The organism is Streptomyces sp. NPDC000880 (assembly GCF_053599675.1).
Window position 1 is genome coordinate 1 of the sequence record NZ_JBSFMS010000074.1, and the last position, 18,081, is coordinate 18,081.

Annotated in this window: 8 protein-coding genes; 4 read left to right on the forward strand and 4 right to left on the reverse strand. The window is 66.8% G+C overall.

Features of this window, described 5'->3' with window-relative positions; all coding sequences use genetic code 11:
* Positions 1 to 76: 76 nt before the first annotated feature.
* The 4 genes from ACWDO5_RS22675 to ACWDO5_RS22690 all read right to left on the reverse strand — a co-directional run bounded on the left by ACWDO5_RS22675 (position 77) and on the right by ACWDO5_RS22690 (position 5,275).
* Positions 77 to 2,329, reverse strand: a complete 2,253-nt coding sequence (locus ACWDO5_RS22675) for a glycosyltransferase (protein WP_450532160.1) — start codon at positions 2,327 to 2,329, stop codon at positions 77 to 79.
* A gap of 161 nt (positions 2,330 to 2,490) precedes the next feature.
* Complete coding sequence (locus ACWDO5_RS22680; RefSeq protein ID WP_450532161.1) at positions 2,491 to 3,090, reverse strand: acyltransferase; 600 nt, start codon at positions 3,088 to 3,090, stop codon at positions 2,491 to 2,493.
* Positions 3,091 to 3,156: 66 nt separating this feature from the next.
* Positions 3,157 to 4,281 (reverse strand): glycosyltransferase family 39 protein, encoded by a 1,125-nt coding sequence (locus tag ACWDO5_RS22685; protein ID WP_450532162.1) that lies wholly within the window; start codon positions 4,279 to 4,281, stop codon positions 3,157 to 3,159.
* A gap of 232 nt (positions 4,282 to 4,513) precedes the next feature.
* The gene (locus tag ACWDO5_RS22690) at positions 4,514 to 5,275 is read right to left on the reverse strand and encodes a polyprenol monophosphomannose synthase (protein ID WP_450532163.1); all 762 of its coding nucleotides are present in this window, start codon (positions 5,273 to 5,275) and stop codon (positions 4,514 to 4,516) included.
* A 265-nt stretch (positions 5,276 to 5,540) separates the two neighbouring features.
* On the opposite strand from ACWDO5_RS22690, the gene ACWDO5_RS22695 reads away from it, so the two are divergent.
* The 4 genes from ACWDO5_RS22695 (at position 5,541) to ACWDO5_RS22710 (ending at position 18,055) form a co-directional block, all read left to right on the forward strand.
* Positions 5,541 to 7,082, forward strand: a complete 1,542-nt coding sequence (locus ACWDO5_RS22695) for an FG-GAP repeat domain-containing protein (protein ID WP_450532164.1) — start codon at positions 5,541 to 5,543, stop codon at positions 7,080 to 7,082.
* 52 nt (positions 7,083 to 7,134) lie between these two features.
* The gene (locus tag ACWDO5_RS22700) at positions 7,135 to 10,764 is read left to right on the forward strand and encodes a LamG domain-containing protein (RefSeq protein WP_450532165.1); all 3,630 of its coding nucleotides are present in this window, start codon (positions 7,135 to 7,137) and stop codon (positions 10,762 to 10,764) included.
* A 161-nt stretch (positions 10,765 to 10,925) separates the two neighbouring features.
* A complete protein-coding gene (locus ACWDO5_RS22705; RefSeq protein ID WP_450532166.1) occupies positions 10,926 to 17,780 on the forward strand; it encodes an HYD1 signature containing ADP-ribosyltransferase family protein in 6,855 nt (2,284 codons plus the stop codon).
* Positions 17,777 to 18,055: a DUF6881 domain-containing protein gene (locus tag ACWDO5_RS22710; protein WP_450532167.1), complete on the forward strand. Its 279-nt coding sequence runs from the start codon at positions 17,777 to 17,779 to the stop codon at positions 18,053 to 18,055. Before ACWDO5_RS22705 ends, ACWDO5_RS22710 begins: the two co-directional genes overlap by 4 nt.
* Positions 18,056 to 18,081 lie beyond the last annotated feature (26 nt).

Sequence of the window (18,081 nt, forward strand, 5' to 3'; positions counted from 1 at the left end):
CCAGCCTAACAGTGGTGGGACCCAGGTCCCGAACGGGTGTGAATTTGGATGTTCACTTCGCCGTTGGCATCGGCGCCTACTCGTCCTTCGGGGAGTAGATCTCCCGGTCCATGTGCATGGTGACGGTGAGGTGCGGGTGGGCCTTTGCCCACTTCCAGCCCGTCACCGTGGAGTTGATGTCGCTCACGAACACGTGGTCCGCGAGGTCGAGGCGCAGGTCCGGAAGGGCGACGCGCTTGGCCATACGGGACAGCAGTTGCGGCCGGATCTCCCGGTACCCACGGTTGAAGATCTTCTTGTGGAAGGCGTTGGCGGCGTTGGTGTGTGCCCGCTGGACGGACGCGACGGCGAGCTCGGGGGTGATGGACTTGCGGTTACGGGCGGCCACGCTGCGGGCCCTGCGCAACACCGCGCGCGGGGCGCGGTAGACGAGGAAGCGCTCGCCGCGCGGGATGCGCAGCTTCTTCTCGGCGGCCTCGATGCTCACCACGGGGACGCGGGAGTCCAGCTGCGCGCGCTGCCAGAACTGGCCCCCCCTGCCCGAGACCAGGGTGACCTCCACGCCCACCTCGGTCAGGTAGTTGGCGAAGTCGACGATGCGGCGCGGCCTGGCGGGCGGCGTCAGCGCGAGGATGACCGCGCGGCCGACCGGCTCGGTGCTCTCAGGGGCCTTCTCGTTCTGCTTCTCCGTGACCGTCGCGGCGCTCTCGGCGGGTCGCGCGGGCTGCTCGGCCAGGGCCGGGAGGGGCACCTGCGCGGCGGGCAGCGGGGTGCCCTCGTAGACCGAGATGAGCTGCTTGGCCACCGCCTCGGTGCCGAACCGGCTCTCCAGCACCTCACGGGCCGCCGGCAGGTCGATCCCGGCCGCGTCCTTCCTGAGCTGCCAGTAGGCGTCAGCGATGACCCTCGGGTCCTCGCTGACGTCCATGAACGCGCCGGCCTTGGACTCGATGCCGGCCAGGCTCTCCTGCGGGCCACCGCTGCGTGTGGCGAGGACGGGCAGGCCTGCGGCGACGGCCTCCACGACCGTCATGCCGAACGTCTCGCCCTTGCTCGCGTGCACAAGCAGATCGTGCTTGTGCATCAGCGCGTTGACGTCCTCGGGGGACACGGGCGGCAGGATGCTGACGCGGTCGCCGAGGCCGAGTTCGTCGGCGCGGGCGAAGAGGTCCTCCTCGCGGGGCCCGTGGCCGACCAGAGTGAGCGTCGCCCGCGGCTCCTTCTTGGCCACCAGAGCGAAGGCCTCGAGCAGCTCGTCGACGCCCTTCGGCTTGATCAGCCGGCCGACGTACAGCCAGTTGAGCAGCTCGGCCGAGCGCTGCGGACCGGGCGTGAAGCGACCGAAGTCGATCATGTTCGGTACGACGCTGAGCTTGTGCGCGTACGCCGGGAACTCCGCGGCGATCTGCTCCCGCAGCCGGGTGCTGACGCACAGGAACGCGTTCGCCCGCTCCAGCACCTCGCCGTACAGCTCCCGGGCGGCGGGCTGCGCGAAGACCTTGTCGAGGAACGAGGAGTGCTCGGTCACGACCACCCGCGCGTCGGGCTTGGCCAGGTGCAGGGCCAGCACACCGCCGTAGATGCCGGTGTGGGCGTGGACGAGGGGGGCCTCGATCCTGCCCGTGGGCAGCGCGGGCAGCATCGCCTTCTCCTGGGTGGCGACCCAGGGGCTGTAGTTCTTGCGGTGGGGGAGCGGCACGGGGACCCGGACGACGGTGCCCTCCGCGGACTCCACGACGGGGATGAGGTCCGAGCGCTCCTGGAGGCGGTCCACGGTGACCTTGATCGCGTCGTTCAGCGCGGGGTGCGCCCGGCCCGACCAGTCCTCGGTGTGCAGGACGGTGACCCGGTCGAACTGGTCGGCCACCGCTGCCGTCATCGCCTGGACGAACGATCCGGCATACGGGTTGTTCGACGAGGGGTACCAGGGGGTGATCACGGCGAGGTCCGAAGGCTCCGCGGTGTGACCGTCCGTGTTGGCGGGCTCCAACTCGAGCGTGAGCTCCGGCCGCCGCCGGATGGCCGCCCAGGCCGTCGGCAGTGCGTGTGCGTCACCGGCGATCAGCCGCTCGGCCGTGGCGAAGGGCCCCGACTTGTCACCGACCAGCTTCTTGGCGGCGGGCCATGCCGAGCCGTGCTTGTCGAGGGGGAGCCGTACGACTTCCACGCCGTCCAGGGGCGAGAGCTCACCGGCGGTCTCCGCCCACTCCTCGCAGTCCGCGACGACCAGCACGACCTGCGAGCCGGAGGATGCAAGTTCCTTGACATGCTCGCGTGCTGCCCGTACTCGGTACGTTCCGAGCGCGAGATAGAGCACGTGGCTTTTCATCTGGTTCCCTTCGCACAACATGACGCAGGGCCCCAGGGTATCGAAGCCCGGGGCGGGCTCTGCGGCGAGGAGAGGGTGGGAGGAGACGTGGCGTGGAGCCGGACGGGTGCCGGTTCCGGTCGTCCCGGACGGGTGTCAGTTCCGGTCGTCCCGGACGGGTGTCAGTTCCGCTCGTCGAGGACGCCGTCCTTCTCCACGTACACCGCGCCGGTCCGCGGGCACTCCCACACGCCGGACTCGTCCGCGCGCTCCACCAGACGGACACCGGCCTTGCCGACCCAGCCGATCTGCCGGGCGGGCACGCCGACGACCAGTGCGAAGTCCGGTACGTCCTTAGTGACGACCGCGCCCGCCGCGACCATGGACCAGCGCCCGATCCGCACCGGGGCGACACACACCGAGCGGGCACCGAGCGAGGCACCGTCGGCGATCTTCACGCCCACGGCCTCCCAGTCGCCGCCGCGCTTCTGCTTGCCGTCGGGGTCGACGGAACGCGGGTTGAGGTCGTTGGTGAGCACCACGGCGGGACCGATGAAGACACCGTCGCCGAGCTCGGCGGGCTCGTAGACCAGCGCGTAATTCTGCAGCTTGCAGTTGTCGCCCATCGTGACGCCGGTGCCGACGTAGGCGCCCCGCCCCACGACACAGCCCTCGCCGAGCCGCGCGCCCTCACGGATCTGGGCGAGGTCCCAGACGCTGCTCCCGGCGCCGATCTCGGCGGTCTCGTCGACCTGGGCGGTGGGCTGGACCCTGTAGTTCACTTCTCTGCCTTCCGGTGCGCGGCTTCGCCGGGCGAGCATACGGGGTGCCCGCCCATGGGCCCGTGGTCAGGGCGACTGCGGCCAGACGAGCATCAGGTAACTGCCGTATGCACTCGACACCAGGGTGGCAGAGGCGAGGACTGTGTAAGTCACGGTAGGACGCGTCGCTGCAATCACCCGCGCCAGCGGCAGGAGCAGCGGAAAGGCGGGCAGGATGAAACGCGCCTTCGAGTGGAAGTAGCCGGCGCCGCCGATGGCGATGAGCAGGAGGACGGCGGCGTAGATGAGGAGCACGGCAGGCTGGCGCTGCTGGAGACAGATGATGAACAGCACCACCGCGACGGTGACGGCGCCCGAGGCCACAACTGTGTTCAAAGTGATAGGCAGCTTGGAGAACAGCTCAACCATGCGGTGCAGCGTGAAGCTGCCGCCGTCGAAGGTGCTGCCCCACTTTTCCTGGACCACGAAATAGCCGTCCCAGCGGCCTGCGCGGTAACCCACCCACACAAACCACGCGAACCAGCCAAGGGGCGCGATCACGATGCAGGCGACGAGGGGCAGTATCCCTGACCGGCCTGGCGCCGTCGCCCGTGGCTTTCTGATGGCTTTGGCCAGGGCCCACATGGCCGAGATGACCACCGCCGCCACGACTGCGGCGCCGGACGGACGGGTCAGCCCGGCGAGTACGGCCAGAGCTGCCGCGGCGCCCCAACGCTGCGTGAGGACGGCATACAGCGCCCAGGCTGCGATGGCGGTGAAGACGGGCTCGGTGTACGCCATCGACTGGACCATGGCGTGTGGAGCGATGCCCCAGAGCACGACGGTGACCACGGCGGCTTTGCGTCCGACGAGCAGTTCGGCGATCGCGAAGATGCCCCAGGCGGCGAGGACGGCGAAGAAGACGGCGATGCCCCAGGCGATATAGCCCGTGGGCAGCGGAACGATGGTTGAGACCCCTCGGATCAGGGACGGGTACAGCGGAAAGAAGGCGTACTTACAGAGCTCGCCCTGGACTTGGCAGAGACCGGTCATGGGGGCCGCATAGCCGTAGTCGGCTATGTGCACGTAGTACTGCGTGTCGAACTTGGCCGCGAGGAGCTGACCGAGACTGGGTCCGCCTTCTCGGATACGGGAGGCCACGAAGGCCACGCCTATGGATCTGACCAGGGCGTACGCAGCGAGCGCGGGCAACGCGCGTATCAGCGCGTTGCGTATTCGCGCCGATGGGGAGTCGCCCCGGCCGTGTCGTCCACGAGGAGCGGCAGGTCTGGAAGCCGCAGGGGCCGGTGTCGTCTGCAGTCCCGACATCTTCGCTCTCTTTGCTCTTAAGTGCTGTGCACGCCATTCGCAGGCGCCCCCACATCCACCACAGAAATAGCACAGAGAGGCGATGAGGCGTGATGTCGATCAGATAACACGTGCTTCAGGAGCGGCGCGAGAGCGCTTTGAGGCGGGCGGAAACGCCCCACGCTGTGACCCGCCACAGAGCCTCCGCGACAATCGCCCGGCTCATCTTGCTGTCGCCGCGCTCCCGTTCCACGAAGGTGATCGGGACCTCTGAGACCTTGAAGCCGGCCTTCACAGCACGCCAGGCCAGGTCGACCTGGAAGCAGTAGCCCTGCGAGGTGACGTTCTCCATGCCGAGCCCTTCGAGAGTCTCTCTCCTGAAGGCACGGAAGCCGCCGGTCACATCGCGAATCGGCACGCCCAGCAGCACCCGCGAGTAGAGGCTGCCGCCGCGGGAAAGGAACTCGCGCGACTTGGGCCAGTTCACGACACTTCCGCCGGGGACCCAGCGTGAGCCGAGGACAAGATCTGCCTCCGGCAGCGCCTCCAGGAGCCGGGGCAACTGTTCGGGCTGGTGGGAGCCGTCGGCGTCCATTTCAACGAGAACGCCGTAGCCGTGATCGATACCCCAGCGGAAGCCTGCCAGGTAGGCCGCGCCCAGGCCCTCCTTGCCGCGACGGTGCAGGACATGCACGTGATCGTCGTGGCCGGCGATCTCGTCGACGATCTTGCCGGTGCCGTCAGGGCTGTTGTCGTCGGCAACGAGGATGTGCGCCTCGGGTACGGCGGTCCGAACCCGCGAGACGATCAACTCGATGTTGTCTGCCTCGTTGTAGGTCGGGATGATCACCAACACCGTGCCCATGTGCCCCACTGCCCGCCGGTCACCGTCTATCACTGCTTCACCTCGTGCTTTCGCCGGCGCGGTTGAACGAGCCCGGCTGGTTCACGTGAGCATACGGGCGGGTGGCGCCTGGGCGTCGCGAAGGTGACTGGCCGAATTCCGAGGATGCACACCAAGTACCCCAGTCTGTGGTTCAACTGTGATGAATTTGTGACCACTTGTAAAAGGATCAAGTCGGACATGATCCCTTGTGGTGATCCATGTGTCAGGCAAGAGTCGATCCCCGTATTTCCTGAGTTGTAGGGGTGGGGATTTATCGATGTCCAGGGTGGGGGATGCCTGGCGGCGCGGCGCTGTCGGCATAGCCATCGTGGCGTTGCTCTCTGTGGGTACGGGAGCGATGTCCACGCAACAAGCGTCAGCCGCAGCCACGTGTGTCGGCGGCGTCGAGAATGACTTCAACGGCGACGGCATTCGCGATGTGGCCATCGCGGATCCCCTCGCGACCGTCTCAGGAGTGGAAAGGGCGGGAGCGATCCACGTCGTCCTGGGCGGCGGCAAGGGGACTGTCGAGGTATCGCAGGACATGCCCAATGTCTCCGACGCGGCCGAGGAGGGGGACCAGTTCGGATTCTCGTTCGCTGTGTACGACGCGGACCTGGACGGCTGCAGCGATCTGGCCGTGGGCATCCCGTACGAGGACGTGGGCAGCACGCCGGATGCCGGGCTCGTTCATCTCATCTATGGCTCGACGGCCGGTATCGGCCAAGGCACCCCGTCCAAGGGCTTCCGGCAGGGCTCCGACGGGCTCCTGAGCGACGCTTATGAGGCCGAGGACTGGGTCGGATACTCCGTCGCCACGACCATTTCGGCGTCGAACAATGTCTACCTGATCATCGGCATACCCGGCGAGGACGAGACCGGGAAGCCGGACATGGGCAAGGTCAGCTGCGTCTATGGCCCGGACCAGAAGGTTGCCTCCATTACGCAGGACAGTCCTGGCGTCTGGGAGACCGGCGAGGCCTACGACCAGTTCGGCGCGTCGGTCGTCGCGACGGGACAGGTCTTCGTCGTGGGCGTACCAGGCGAATCAATCGACACCGATCTTGCCGCAGGCGCCGTGATGGCATTCCGGCCCTCACTGAACACCGACGGGATCCCGGCGCCGTCCTGGGGCATGGGCCAGACCCGTGAGCCGGGTAAGGAAGCGTCCGCCGAGTCCGGGGACCGCTACGGCACCTCCATGGCCATCGCCCCGTACCGCCCGGCGGGCGCTACTGCCGCCACCGACTTCCTGTTCGCAGTGAGCACGCCCGGAGAGGACCTGGCCGGCGCGGCAGACGCCGGAGCTGTGCAGATCTACCACGCGACGGCTGCGGGCACTATCACCGAGCTGAACTGGCTCGACCAGAACACGGCCAATGTGGAGGGCGAGGCCGAGGCCGGCGACTTCTTCGGCCAGCGCCTCACTGCGGTGAACACCACGCCCAGCGTCGTCGGCACCGCGTCCACGATGCGCCTCGCCGTCGGTGTTCCGGGGGAGGAGTCCTCGGAAGAGCACCGCGACAAGGGCGGTGTGCAGGTCTTCCCGATGCTCGGTGCCCCGGGCACGGGTGACAGCTGGATCGAGCCGGGCGCCGGCATCCCATCCACGCCGTCCAAACAGCTCCTCGCCGGCCTGAGCGTCGCGAGCAGTCCCTCGATGCTCTACGTCGGCATCCCTTACGGCCCCACTGAAGGGCGCGCCGTGTACGGCTTCCCCTGGAACGTGGCGACGGGCGGTGCCCCGACCCAGACCTGGAAGCCCGGCGAAGGCGGCATCCCGGCCGGTGGCGTCGCGTTCGGCGCCGTCGTCCGATGACCGGCCGCGCGGGTCCCGAGGAACTGATGTGAACAGCAAGGGGAGTGGAAACGTGTCCACGCGGATACGGCGCAGCACACTGCTGCGTGGCGCGGCTGCGGCCGCGACGGCGGGTGCCGTCCTCACCGCCGGCCTGGTCGGGCTACCGGTGCCGGACAAGGCACCGAAGGCCCAGAACGCGGCGGCCTCGGGGCCGTCCGAAACCGAGGACCAGGCACGGGCCTTGGCCCGTAAGAGCGGTCAGCGAGTGGAGGTCGTGGGCCTGCGCACCGAGCGTCGCGAGATCTTCGCGGAGCCCAACGGCACCTTCACCGCACGGGAGTACACAGAGCCGGTGCGCACAGTGCGCGACGGCAAGTGGACACCCATCGACGTCACGCTGATCAAGCGCACAGATGGTTCCCTCGCGCCCAAGGCGACCACTGTCGGTTTGTCGTTTTCCTCCGGCGAGGCGGGCAAGCCGTTCGTCACCATGCACCGGGCGGGTCGGGAACTGTCGCTGACCTGGCCGTACGGCAAGCTCGCGGCCCCAGTCGTCAAGGGGAACACGGCGACTTACGCCGACGCGCTGCCCGGCGTCGACCTGACCGTACGGGCCGAGGCCGACGGATTCGGCCACCTGCTCGTCGTCAAGACCCCTGAAGCAGCGTCGAACCCGAAGCTGGCCAAGCTCGACCTCGAGCTCAAGGCCGACGGCCTGAAGCTGAAGGAGGATGCGTCCGGCGCCCTGCGGGCGGAGGACGCCGCCGTCGGCGGCACCGTCTTCGAGGCGGGCAAGCCGACCATGTGGGACTCCGCAGCCGTCAAGGAGGCCGCGACCAAGCCCCAGGGCACCAAGGCGGTTGCCAAGGCCCTCGCTTCCAGCGGGGCCGAGGCCCAGAGTCGTACCCAGGCGCCGGCCGCCGCACTGGAGGGTGCGGGCGGAGGCGGCAAGACCGCCCGGCTGGGGGTCGAGATCGCCAAGGGCAAGCTCACGCTCATACCGGACCAGAAGCTGCTCACTTCGGCCGACACGGTCTTCCCCGTCGTCATCGACCCGATCCAGCGCACCACCTCACGCACCGCGTGGACCGGCGTGATGTCGGGCATGCCGAGCGAGCAGGACTGGAAGTACGCAGACAGCGCCGGCGTGGGCAAGTGCCCGACCGACTACAACCCGGTGTCCTGCAACGGTGTTGGTGTACGGCGATTGCTGTTCACCATGCCGATGTCTTTCTACAAGGGCAAGCAGATCCTGGGCGCGACGTTCTCGGCGCGCGTGGCGCACATCTACAGCGCGTCGCCGACGGCCGAGCCCATCCGGCTGTACCGGATCGGCGGCAAGAACTACTCGATCACCTCGTCCAGCAACTGGTCCAACACCCAGGACGACTGGACGGACCACATCGGGACCGTCGACAAGGCCATCTCGCCGACGTCCTGCTCCAGCCAGGCGAATCTGCACTTCGAGAGCGGCGCCACCGGCGAACTGACCAGTGAGGTCAAGGCGGCTGCGGACGGCGGCTGGTCGTCGATGACCCTCGGACTGAGGGCTGCGGACGAGAGCCGATTCGCGGAGTGGAAGAGGATCTGCGGCAATGCGTACCTGTCGATCAGCTACAACACGCTGCCGTCGCAGACCTTGACCAGCTGGATGTCCAGCAACCCGGGCGGTTCGTGCAAGGTTGGAAGCTTGCGTCCGTACAGTGAGGTACCGCCGCTCCTCACCACCGAGGCGCGCGATCCTGACCATGTCAAACCATTCACGGATCAGGTAAAGGTCCAGTTCAAGGTCGAGTGGACCAACAGTGCTGGTGCGCCGCAGTCGTACACGGCCGACACGGTTTACATGTCACCCAATCCAGGAACGAAGTTCGGGCACACAGTTCGGTCCACAATCCCGCAGAACACAGTTATCTACTGGAGCGCCCGGGCCTTTGACCGGGACGGCTGGGGACCGTGGAATGCGCAACGTTGCGAATTCGTCTATGACGCGACGTTGCCCGGTAAGCCGAATGTGCTCTCCCCGGAGTACCCGGCCGACACCGTGTACCACGACGGCATAGGCACCTACGGCACCTTCACCTTCACGCCCAACCCCAATGACACCGTGCCCGACACGGACGTCGTGAAGTACCGCTACGCCTTCGACTCGAGCGCGTCCCCGGCCACCACTGTCGCCGCGACCACAGCCGGTGGCCCGGCCTCGGTGACTTGGATGCCCACTCGCGACGGCCTGCACTGGCTGGAGGTCATCGCTGTCGACAAGGCGGAGAACCCAAGCACTCTCCAGCGCTACGAGTTCCGGGTCAGCGAGGGCAAGCCGGTCGCCGGCCAGTGGAACCTCGCGGACGAACCCGGCAGCACCGAGGCGCATGACGAGCGCGAGGCCTTCTCCGCGAATGCCGGTAGCGGCGTGACCTTTGGTTTGGACGGCCCGGGTGGCACTGCCGACTCTGCGGCGCACTTCGACGGCACATCCGACGCGTACCTCGACACCGAGGAGACCGTGATCGACTCGTCGAAGGGCTTCAGCGTCAGCGCCTGGGTGCGGCCCACCGCGCTCGACCGCGACATGGCGATCGTCAGCCAGGACGGCACTGGAGAGCCCGGTTTCACCCTCGGGTACGACTCCATCGGCAAGACCTGGTCCTTCTCGGTCCCTGTCACCGACGTGGACACCATCGGCGAGTGGAAGGCCGTTTCCACCGGCCTGACCGCGGTCAAGGACCAGTGGGTTCTGCTGACCGGTGTGTACGACGCGCAGAAGACAGAGCTGCAGTTGTACGTGAACAAGGACCTGAAGGGGACCGCCCAGCGCCCGTCGGTGTGGAAGTCGTACGGCCCGCTCCAGATCGGCCGTTCCACGGCCAAGAGCGGCTATCGCGACCAGTTCACGGGCGACCTCGCGGAGGTCCGGGTCTTCGACCGGATCCTGCCCGCTGCCCAGGTTGCCGAACTGATGACTGTCAAGCCGGACCGCAAGGGCTACTGGCAGCTGGACACTGCGACCAACGGTGTTTCGGCCGAGACGGGCAAGCCGAGCGGTTCCACGACCGTCTACGGGCCGGCCCTCAATCTGTCCGGTAACGCGTCGATCTACCGCCCGGACCCGGACCCCTTGATGGATGACACTGCGGCCCTTGTCGGAGAGGGGCATTTGCTCCTGGCCGGCGACGGAGGTTATGCGTCCACAGCTACGGCTCCAATCACCGGAGGCACGAGCTTCACTGTCTCCGCCCGAGCCCAGCTCACCTCGCTGGACCCGGAGAAGGCGCAGACCGTGCTGTCCCTGCCGGGAACGAATGCCAACCGGTTCGCGGTTCGCTACCGCCCCGACGCGGAGGGCGGCAAGTGGGAGTTGGCCGTGGCCAAGACAGACACGGCCGGAGCCGAGGTGGTCTCCTTCGTGGACGATGAGGCACTGCCCGACACGGGCGGCGACGGCCAGCACCTGGCAGTCGTCTATGACGCTGTCGCCAACGAGATCCGCTTGTACGTGCAGGGCCAGCTGGCCGCCACGGCCAACGGCGTCGACACCACCTTGTGGGCCGCGAGCGGCGGCCTTCAAGTGGGCCGCTCGGCCATCGGCGACAGCGAGTTCTTCGCCGGTGCCCTTGACGAGGTCCGCGCCTACACCGGTGCTGCCGACCCGGTCAGGGTCCGGCAGATGGCTATAGCCATAGCGCAGCCAGAGCTGTAACTACTTGCGGGTGTGCCGACTTCGACCGCGCCGTCGGCACACCCGCGAACTCGTCTTCTTCTTGCTTCCCATGTCCCTGTTTTGACCCGTGGAGTTCTGTGATGTCTATACGTGGCCGCTTGCTGAGCCGCCGCTTGCCCAGACATACAGTCGCCGCAACAGTGCTTGGGCTTTCCCTGGCACTGTCGGCTTCCTCTGTCCAGGCTGTTGCCTACGCTGATGAAGAAGGCCGGGGAAGACCCGGTGTCCAGGACTTCGGTGACCCTGTCGAGGGCACCGAGGGCAAGGTCAGGCTCCGCCCCGCCGACCCCGCCCGCAAGGCTGCGGTGAAGCAGCTCGACAAGGCCGCCTGGCCGGCTCAAGGCAGCGCGGAAGTGCCGGTGTCGGACGTCGGCGTCAAGACCCCTGCAGAGGTCAAGGCCGGTGGTCTGCCCATATCCGTCACCGCGCTCAAGGCTGCGAACAAGGCCAAGTCGGCCACCGGGAAGCCGATCCCGGCGCCCGGCAAGATCAAGGTTGATGTCCTCGACCCCAAACGGGCCGCCAAGCTCGGAGTCGGGGCCGTTCTCCGCGTTCAGCGCTCGGATGACGGGTCGCAGGCCGCCAAGGTCCGTCTGAACGTGGACTATTCCGCCTTCGCCGATGGCTACGGTGGTGCCTACGGTGCCCGCCTTCGGCTTGTCCAGCTGCCCGCGTGTGCGGCGGTCGCCCAGCCCGGCAGCAAGGCATGCCCCGAGCTGCCCAAGCCGCTGGCGACGGTGAACAACGCGAAGGACCGTACGGTCTCGGCCGATGTGGTGGCTGCGCCAGCCCAGTCCGGTACGTCCACCATGGCCGTCCAGGGTGAATCGCTCGTCGCGCTCGCGGCAGGTTCGTCCTCTGCCCAGGGCACCTACAAGGCGACCCCCCTGTCCCCGTCGGCGAGTTGGAGCGTCGCCAACTCATCGGGTGGCTTCAGCTGGAACTATCCGTTGCGCTCCGTTCCCACGCCGGGCGGTCTGATGCCCAGCATCGGGCTCGGCTACTCGTCCCAGTCCGCCGACGGCCGCACCTCCGCGACCAACAACCAGGGCTCCTGGATCGGTGAGGGCTTCTCGTACGACCCCGGGTACATCGAGCGCCGCTACAAGCCGTGCTCCGACGACGGCCACACCGGGTCCGGTGAGCAGTGCTGGGCGTTCGACAACGCCACCATTCTGCTCAACGGAAGCTCGAGCGAGCTCATCAAGGACGACGCCACCGGCGAGTGGAAGTTCTCGTCCGACGACGGCACCAAGGTCGACAAGCTGACGGGTGCGACGAACGGTGACAACGACGGCGAGCACTGGCGCGTCACCACGTCGGATGGCACCGAGTACTACTTCGGTCTGAACCGCCTGCCGGGCTGGGCCGCCGGAAACGAGGTGACCGATTCCACCTGGACGGCCCCCGTCTTCGGTGACGACTCGGGCGAGCCCTGCTACAACGCCACGTTCACCAGCGCCCACTGCAAGCAGGCCTGGCGCTGGAACCTTGACTACGTCAAGGACACCCACGGCAACGTGATGTCCTACTACTACGCCTCCGAGACGAACCAGTACGCCCTCAACGGCAAGACGGACGTCAACGGCACGGCGTACCACCGTGGCGGCTATCTGCAGCGGGTCGACTACGGTCAGCGCGACGGCCAGGTCTACGCGGCCAAGGCCCCGGCGCGCGTGGTGTTCAACACCGCCGAGCGCTGCCTGCCCACCGCGGACTTCGACTGCGCCGAGAGTAAGCGGACCAAGGCGAATGCCGCCTACTGGCCGGACACCCCGGTCGACCAGGAGTGCAAGGCCGACACCAAGTGCACCGTCGGACAGACCTTCTGGACGACCAAGCGGCTGACCGGCATCACCACACAGATGCGCAAGGACGCCACGACCTACCAGGACGTGGACGCGTGGACCTTCACACACTTCTTCACCGACAACGGTGACGACTCGAAGACGCTTTGGCTGTCGCAGATCGATTACGAGGGCAGAGCTGGCACCTCTGCCAAGCTGCCGACTCTCGAACTGTATGGACAGCAACTGGTCAACCGCGTCGACGCGATCGGTGACAATCTGGCGCCGTTCCACCGCTTCCGACTCGTGTCAGTACTGAGCGAGACCGGTGCCCAGCTGGACGTCAACTACGCGCCGACGAACTGCACGAAGGACGCGCTGCCCAAGCCGGGCGAGTCGACGAAGCGCTGCTACCCGGTCAAATGGGCGCCGCCGGGCTATATCGACCCGATCACCGACTGGTTCCACAAGTACGTGGTCGCGGAGATCGTCGAGACGGACCGCACGGGAGGCGGCGACAGCCTCGTCACCCGCTACGACTACCAGGGCGACGCGGCATGGCGTAAAGCCAAGCCGGACGGCATCACTGAGGACAAGTACCTCACGTGGGGCGGCTGGCAGGGCTACGGCAAGGTCAAGGTCACCAGCGGAAGCGCCGACAACCAGACATCGCGGGTCGACTACACGTACCTGCAGGGCATGGACGGCGACAAGGACCCGGCCGGCGGCACCCGTTCGGTGAAGGTCGCCGACTCCACCGGCGCCGAATACACCGACGCCGAGGAGTTCACCGGCCACCAGCTGGAGGCGGCCACTTACGACGGCTCCAAGCTCGTCGCCAAGACGATCAGCACGCCGTGGAAGTACAACACCGCCACGCAGACCAGGAGCTGGGGCACCACGCATTCGGTCATCGTCAGGTCCGAGACCGAGCGCGGTTTCAGCCTGATGTCCAACGGCAGCTGGCGAGAAGCCAAGACCACCACGAAGTACGACACCGCGAACGGCACCGGCCGCGTCACCGAGGTCGACGACCAGGGTGACGTCTCGACTCCGAACGACGACACCTGCACCCGCACCTGGTACGCGGACAACGCCGGCGAGAACATCCTTTCTCTGCCCTCGCGCAGTGAGTCGGTCGGCGTCAAGTGCTCGGCAACCCCGGACCGCAAGACGCAGGTCCACGCCGACGAGCGCACCTCGTACGACGGCAAGGCGTTCGGCGAGGCGCCGACCAAGGGCGACGCGACCACGACGGAGCGCCTGACCTCGCACAACGGCACCACCGGCACCTATCAGGTCACCGGCACCACGACCTACGACGCCTACGGCCGTCCGCTCTCGCAGAAGGACGCGTCCGCCGCGGAGACAAAGACGGCCTACACGGACGTCAACGGTCTGATCTCGCAGGCGAAGAACACCAACGCGCTGGGGCATGTCACCACGACCGACTACGCCCCGGCCTGGGGCATGTCGGCCGGCCAGACGGACCCGAACGGCAAGCGCACCGACCTGGCCTACGACGGCCTCGGCCGGCTGACCTCGGTCTGGCTCCCGGACCGGGCGAAGACACAGACGCCGAGCATCAAGTACTCGTACAACGTGCGCCGCGACAAGGTCGTCGCGATCAAGACCGAGAAGGTCGAGATCGACGGCTCGTACGGGGCGGAATACCAGCTCTACGACGGCCTGCTGCGGCCGCGCCAGATGCAGACCGAGGGGCCCGGCGGCACGCGTATGGTGGCCGACTCGTTCTACGACGGCACCGGCAAGGTCAAGAAGACCAACTCGACATACAACGCGGCCGGGGCTCCTTCCGACGAGCTGCTGATCGTCCACAACGGTGAGGTGGGCCAGCAGAGTCTGCTGGAGTACGACGGTCTGGGCCGGCCAACGGCGCAGATCATGGCGGTCTCAGGGGTCGAGCAGTGGCGGACCACGACGACGTACGACGGCGAGCGGACCACGGTCGACCCGCCGACCGGCGGTGTGCCAACGACGACGATCAACGACGCGGCGGGCAACACGAAGGAGATCTGGCACTACCGGGGGGCTTCGCCGAGCCCGCTGTCGGGGTACGACGTCACGAGGTACACGTACACGCCGAAGGGTCTGCTCGAGACGGTCACGGACGCCAAGGGGAACGAGTGGCGCTACGAGTACGACCAGCTGGGGCGTCAGACGAAGAGCGTCGACCCGGATTCAGGAACGTCGACCACTGCGTACGACGCCCTGGACCGTCCTGCCGCGGCCACGGACGGACGGGGCAAGACCATCTCCACGGTCTACGACCAGCTCAGCCGCCCCGTCACGACCTGGCAGGGTGAGCCCACCACGGGCACAAAGCTCACGGAGACGCGGTACGACAAGGCGGGTTGGCTCGGGCAGCCGTGGGCCAACCTCAGCTACGTCTCTCCGACCGAGTACTTCGGTTCGGTCGTCCAGTCGATGGACAACTTCTACCGCGCACTCAAGACCGCCTACGTGGTGCCGGCCTCCCAGGGCTCCCTGGCGGGTACCTACACGTTCACCTCTGCCTACAACCGTGACGGCACCACTCAGTCCACGGGTCTGCCCGCCGCGGGCGATCTGCCCGCCGAAGGTCTGGTCTACGGGTACGACGAACTTCAGCGTCCGACGACGATGACGGGGTCCACCCCGTACGTCACCAGCACGCTCTATTCCAAGACCAGCCACCTCCAGCAGCTGGAACTGTCCACCGGCAGCGGCAAGAAGGTCTGGCAGACCTTCGCCTACGAGACCGGCACGGATCGACTGACCCGCTCCGTCGTCGACGTCTATGGGGCGTCCGCTCCGGCCAGGGAGTCGAACTACTCCTACGACCAGGCAGGCAACGTCCTGTCCATCTCGGACACCGCGAACACCACCTCGCCGGACGTCCAGTGCTTTGCCTACGACAGCCGCCAGCGGCTGGCCGAGGCGTGGAGCCCAGCCTCCACCGCGGCGGACGCGTCCGGGAACGGCACCATCGGCTCGACCGCACCGGTCGAGGGCAAGGGCCCGAAGGCATGTGAGGCGGCCGCGAGCGCGACTCCGCTCGGCGGGCCGGCGCCGTACTGGAAGTCGTACGTCACCGACGCCATCGGCAACCGGACCTCCGACACGGTGCATGACACGGGGCTCAACCCAGTCAACAACGTCACCCGTACTTACACCTATGGTGCGGCGGGCGCGGCTGGTGACGGCCCACACCAGCTGACCAAGGTCGTGGAGAACACCCCGACCGGCGATCGTCAGTCGACGTACGAGTACGACGAGACGGGCAACACCACCACGCGCACCATCGGTGGCGACGCCCAGACGCTGGAGTGGAACGGCACCGGGAACCTCGCCAAGGCGAAGGAGACTGACGGCTCCGAAACCACCTACCTCTATGACGGGGGCGGCAACCGGGTCCAACGCAAGGACTCTTCGGGCACGACGGTGTACCTGCCCGGCATGGAGCTCAAGCTCTCGGCCGACGGCACCAAGAAGGAAGCCACCCGTTACTACTCGCACGCCGGCCAGACGGTTGCCGTCCGCAGCAACGACGGCAAGGTCTCGTTCATCGCTTCCGACCACCACGGCACGGGCGAACTGGCCATTGATGCGGCCACGGGCGCGATCTCGCAGCGCCGCTTCGACCCGTTCGGAGTCGAGCGTGGTGAGGCGACCGGCAACTGGCCGGGTGAGAAGGGCTTCGTCGGCGGCACGATCGACAAGTCGACTGGCCTGACTCACTTGGGGGCCAGGGAGTACGACGCGGTCATCGGCAAGTTCATCTCCGTCGACCCGCTGATCGACTACACCCAGCCCCAGCAGATCAACGGTTACTCCTACGCCAACAACAGCCCCGTCACTCATGCCGACCCGAGCGGCATGGCCATCCCGGAGTGCATGCAGGGCCTCATCGAGTGCCGGGGTGGGCTGCCCGTCACCGGCGGCAAGTCCGACCCCGTCAAGGGTGCCCAGAAGAACGCCGACGAGGCCGCCGGCGCGGTCTCGGGTGCGGAGCAGCAGCAGTCCGCGGCCAAGCAACGCATCAAGTCGGCGGGCAAGGCGCTCGTCAAGATCGTCCGGGACATCCTCGGTATCGACGCTGCGCTGGACTGCGTCTCCAGCGGTGACATGGGCGCGTGCGGTGAGACGGTGCTGAACATCGCGGGCAGCTTCGCCGGCGGTCTGGCAGGAAAGATCCTCGCGAAGTACGGCGCTCCGTGGAACTGGGCGAAGGGGGCCAAGCTCGCGAAGCGAGTGGTCGGCCTCGTGGGCGATCTCATCGGCGGGGTCAGGGATCTGTTCAAGGCCAACAAGGCCGTGGACAAGGCGAAGGACGGGCTGGCCAGGGCGAAGGACGCACTGGCCGCAGCCAAGAAAAAGGCTGCGGCAGCCCTCAAGAAGAGCGAGCCGGAGTGTCATAGCTTCCTGCCCGGCACGTACGTGCTGCTCGTCGACGGTACGCGCAAGCCGATCGAGGACGTCGCACTCGGTGACAAGGTCACCGTGACCGACCCTGAGACTGGCAAGACAACCATTCGCGAGGTTGCCGGCACGATCGTCACCGAGGACGACAAGCACTTCGTCGACCTCACGATCGAGGGCGAGTCGGGTGAACCGGCAGCGCTGATCGCCACGACGACCCACCCCTTCTGGGTGGTGTCCGAGGGCGAGTGGATCAAGGCGGGCGATCTCGAACCCGGCATAACGCTGCGCACCCCGGACGGCGACACCGTCGAGCTTGCGGACACCCGCTACTTCGAGAAGCGCCAGCGTACGCACGACCTCACGATCAACGGCATCCACACGTACTATGTGCTGGCGGGGGATACACCGGTCCTCGTTCATAACTGTGGTGAAGTTCCCGACACCCTCTATCACTACACGACTGAGAAAGGGATGAACGGAATTCGTGAAAGTGGCGAGCTCTGGCCGTCCACGAAGGCGGCAAGGCCGACTGACGCAAAATATGGCGATGGTCAATACTTCACGGATATAGAGCCAGGGACTAAGCGTCCTGGCCAGCTCGCCAGGGGTTTGCACGGAACTCCGTGGGGAGGGCAGAGGTACAGCCACTATGTTGCGATCGATGTTCGTGGACTCGGCGTGGTGAAGGCGCCTGATCGCGAGGGCGTGTTCGTCCTTAACGGAGGCGTACTCGACGTGTCGAGTAGGATCGTAGGTTACGGTAGGGGACCGATAGGGCCATGAAGTACCTCAAGGTAGTGTGGCATCACGACTTTCCTGACGAGCCCGTGACTCTCTTCAGTGAAATCGACGATGAGCGATACGAAGTGCGCAAAGTCGAGGTATATCGGGATGGTCGATGCGACTTCGCTGATTCGGTTACGTCGAAGGGGACAACGATGCTTGGTGAGATTGCGACACCGAGCGTCGAGGAGCTTGCCGAGCTAGAAGAATTCACCCCGTCGGAAATAGAAGCAGGAGAGTTCGAGGATATCTGGCGATATGCCACACGGAATTAGTCTCCGTTTCTGTTGTCGGCGGACTC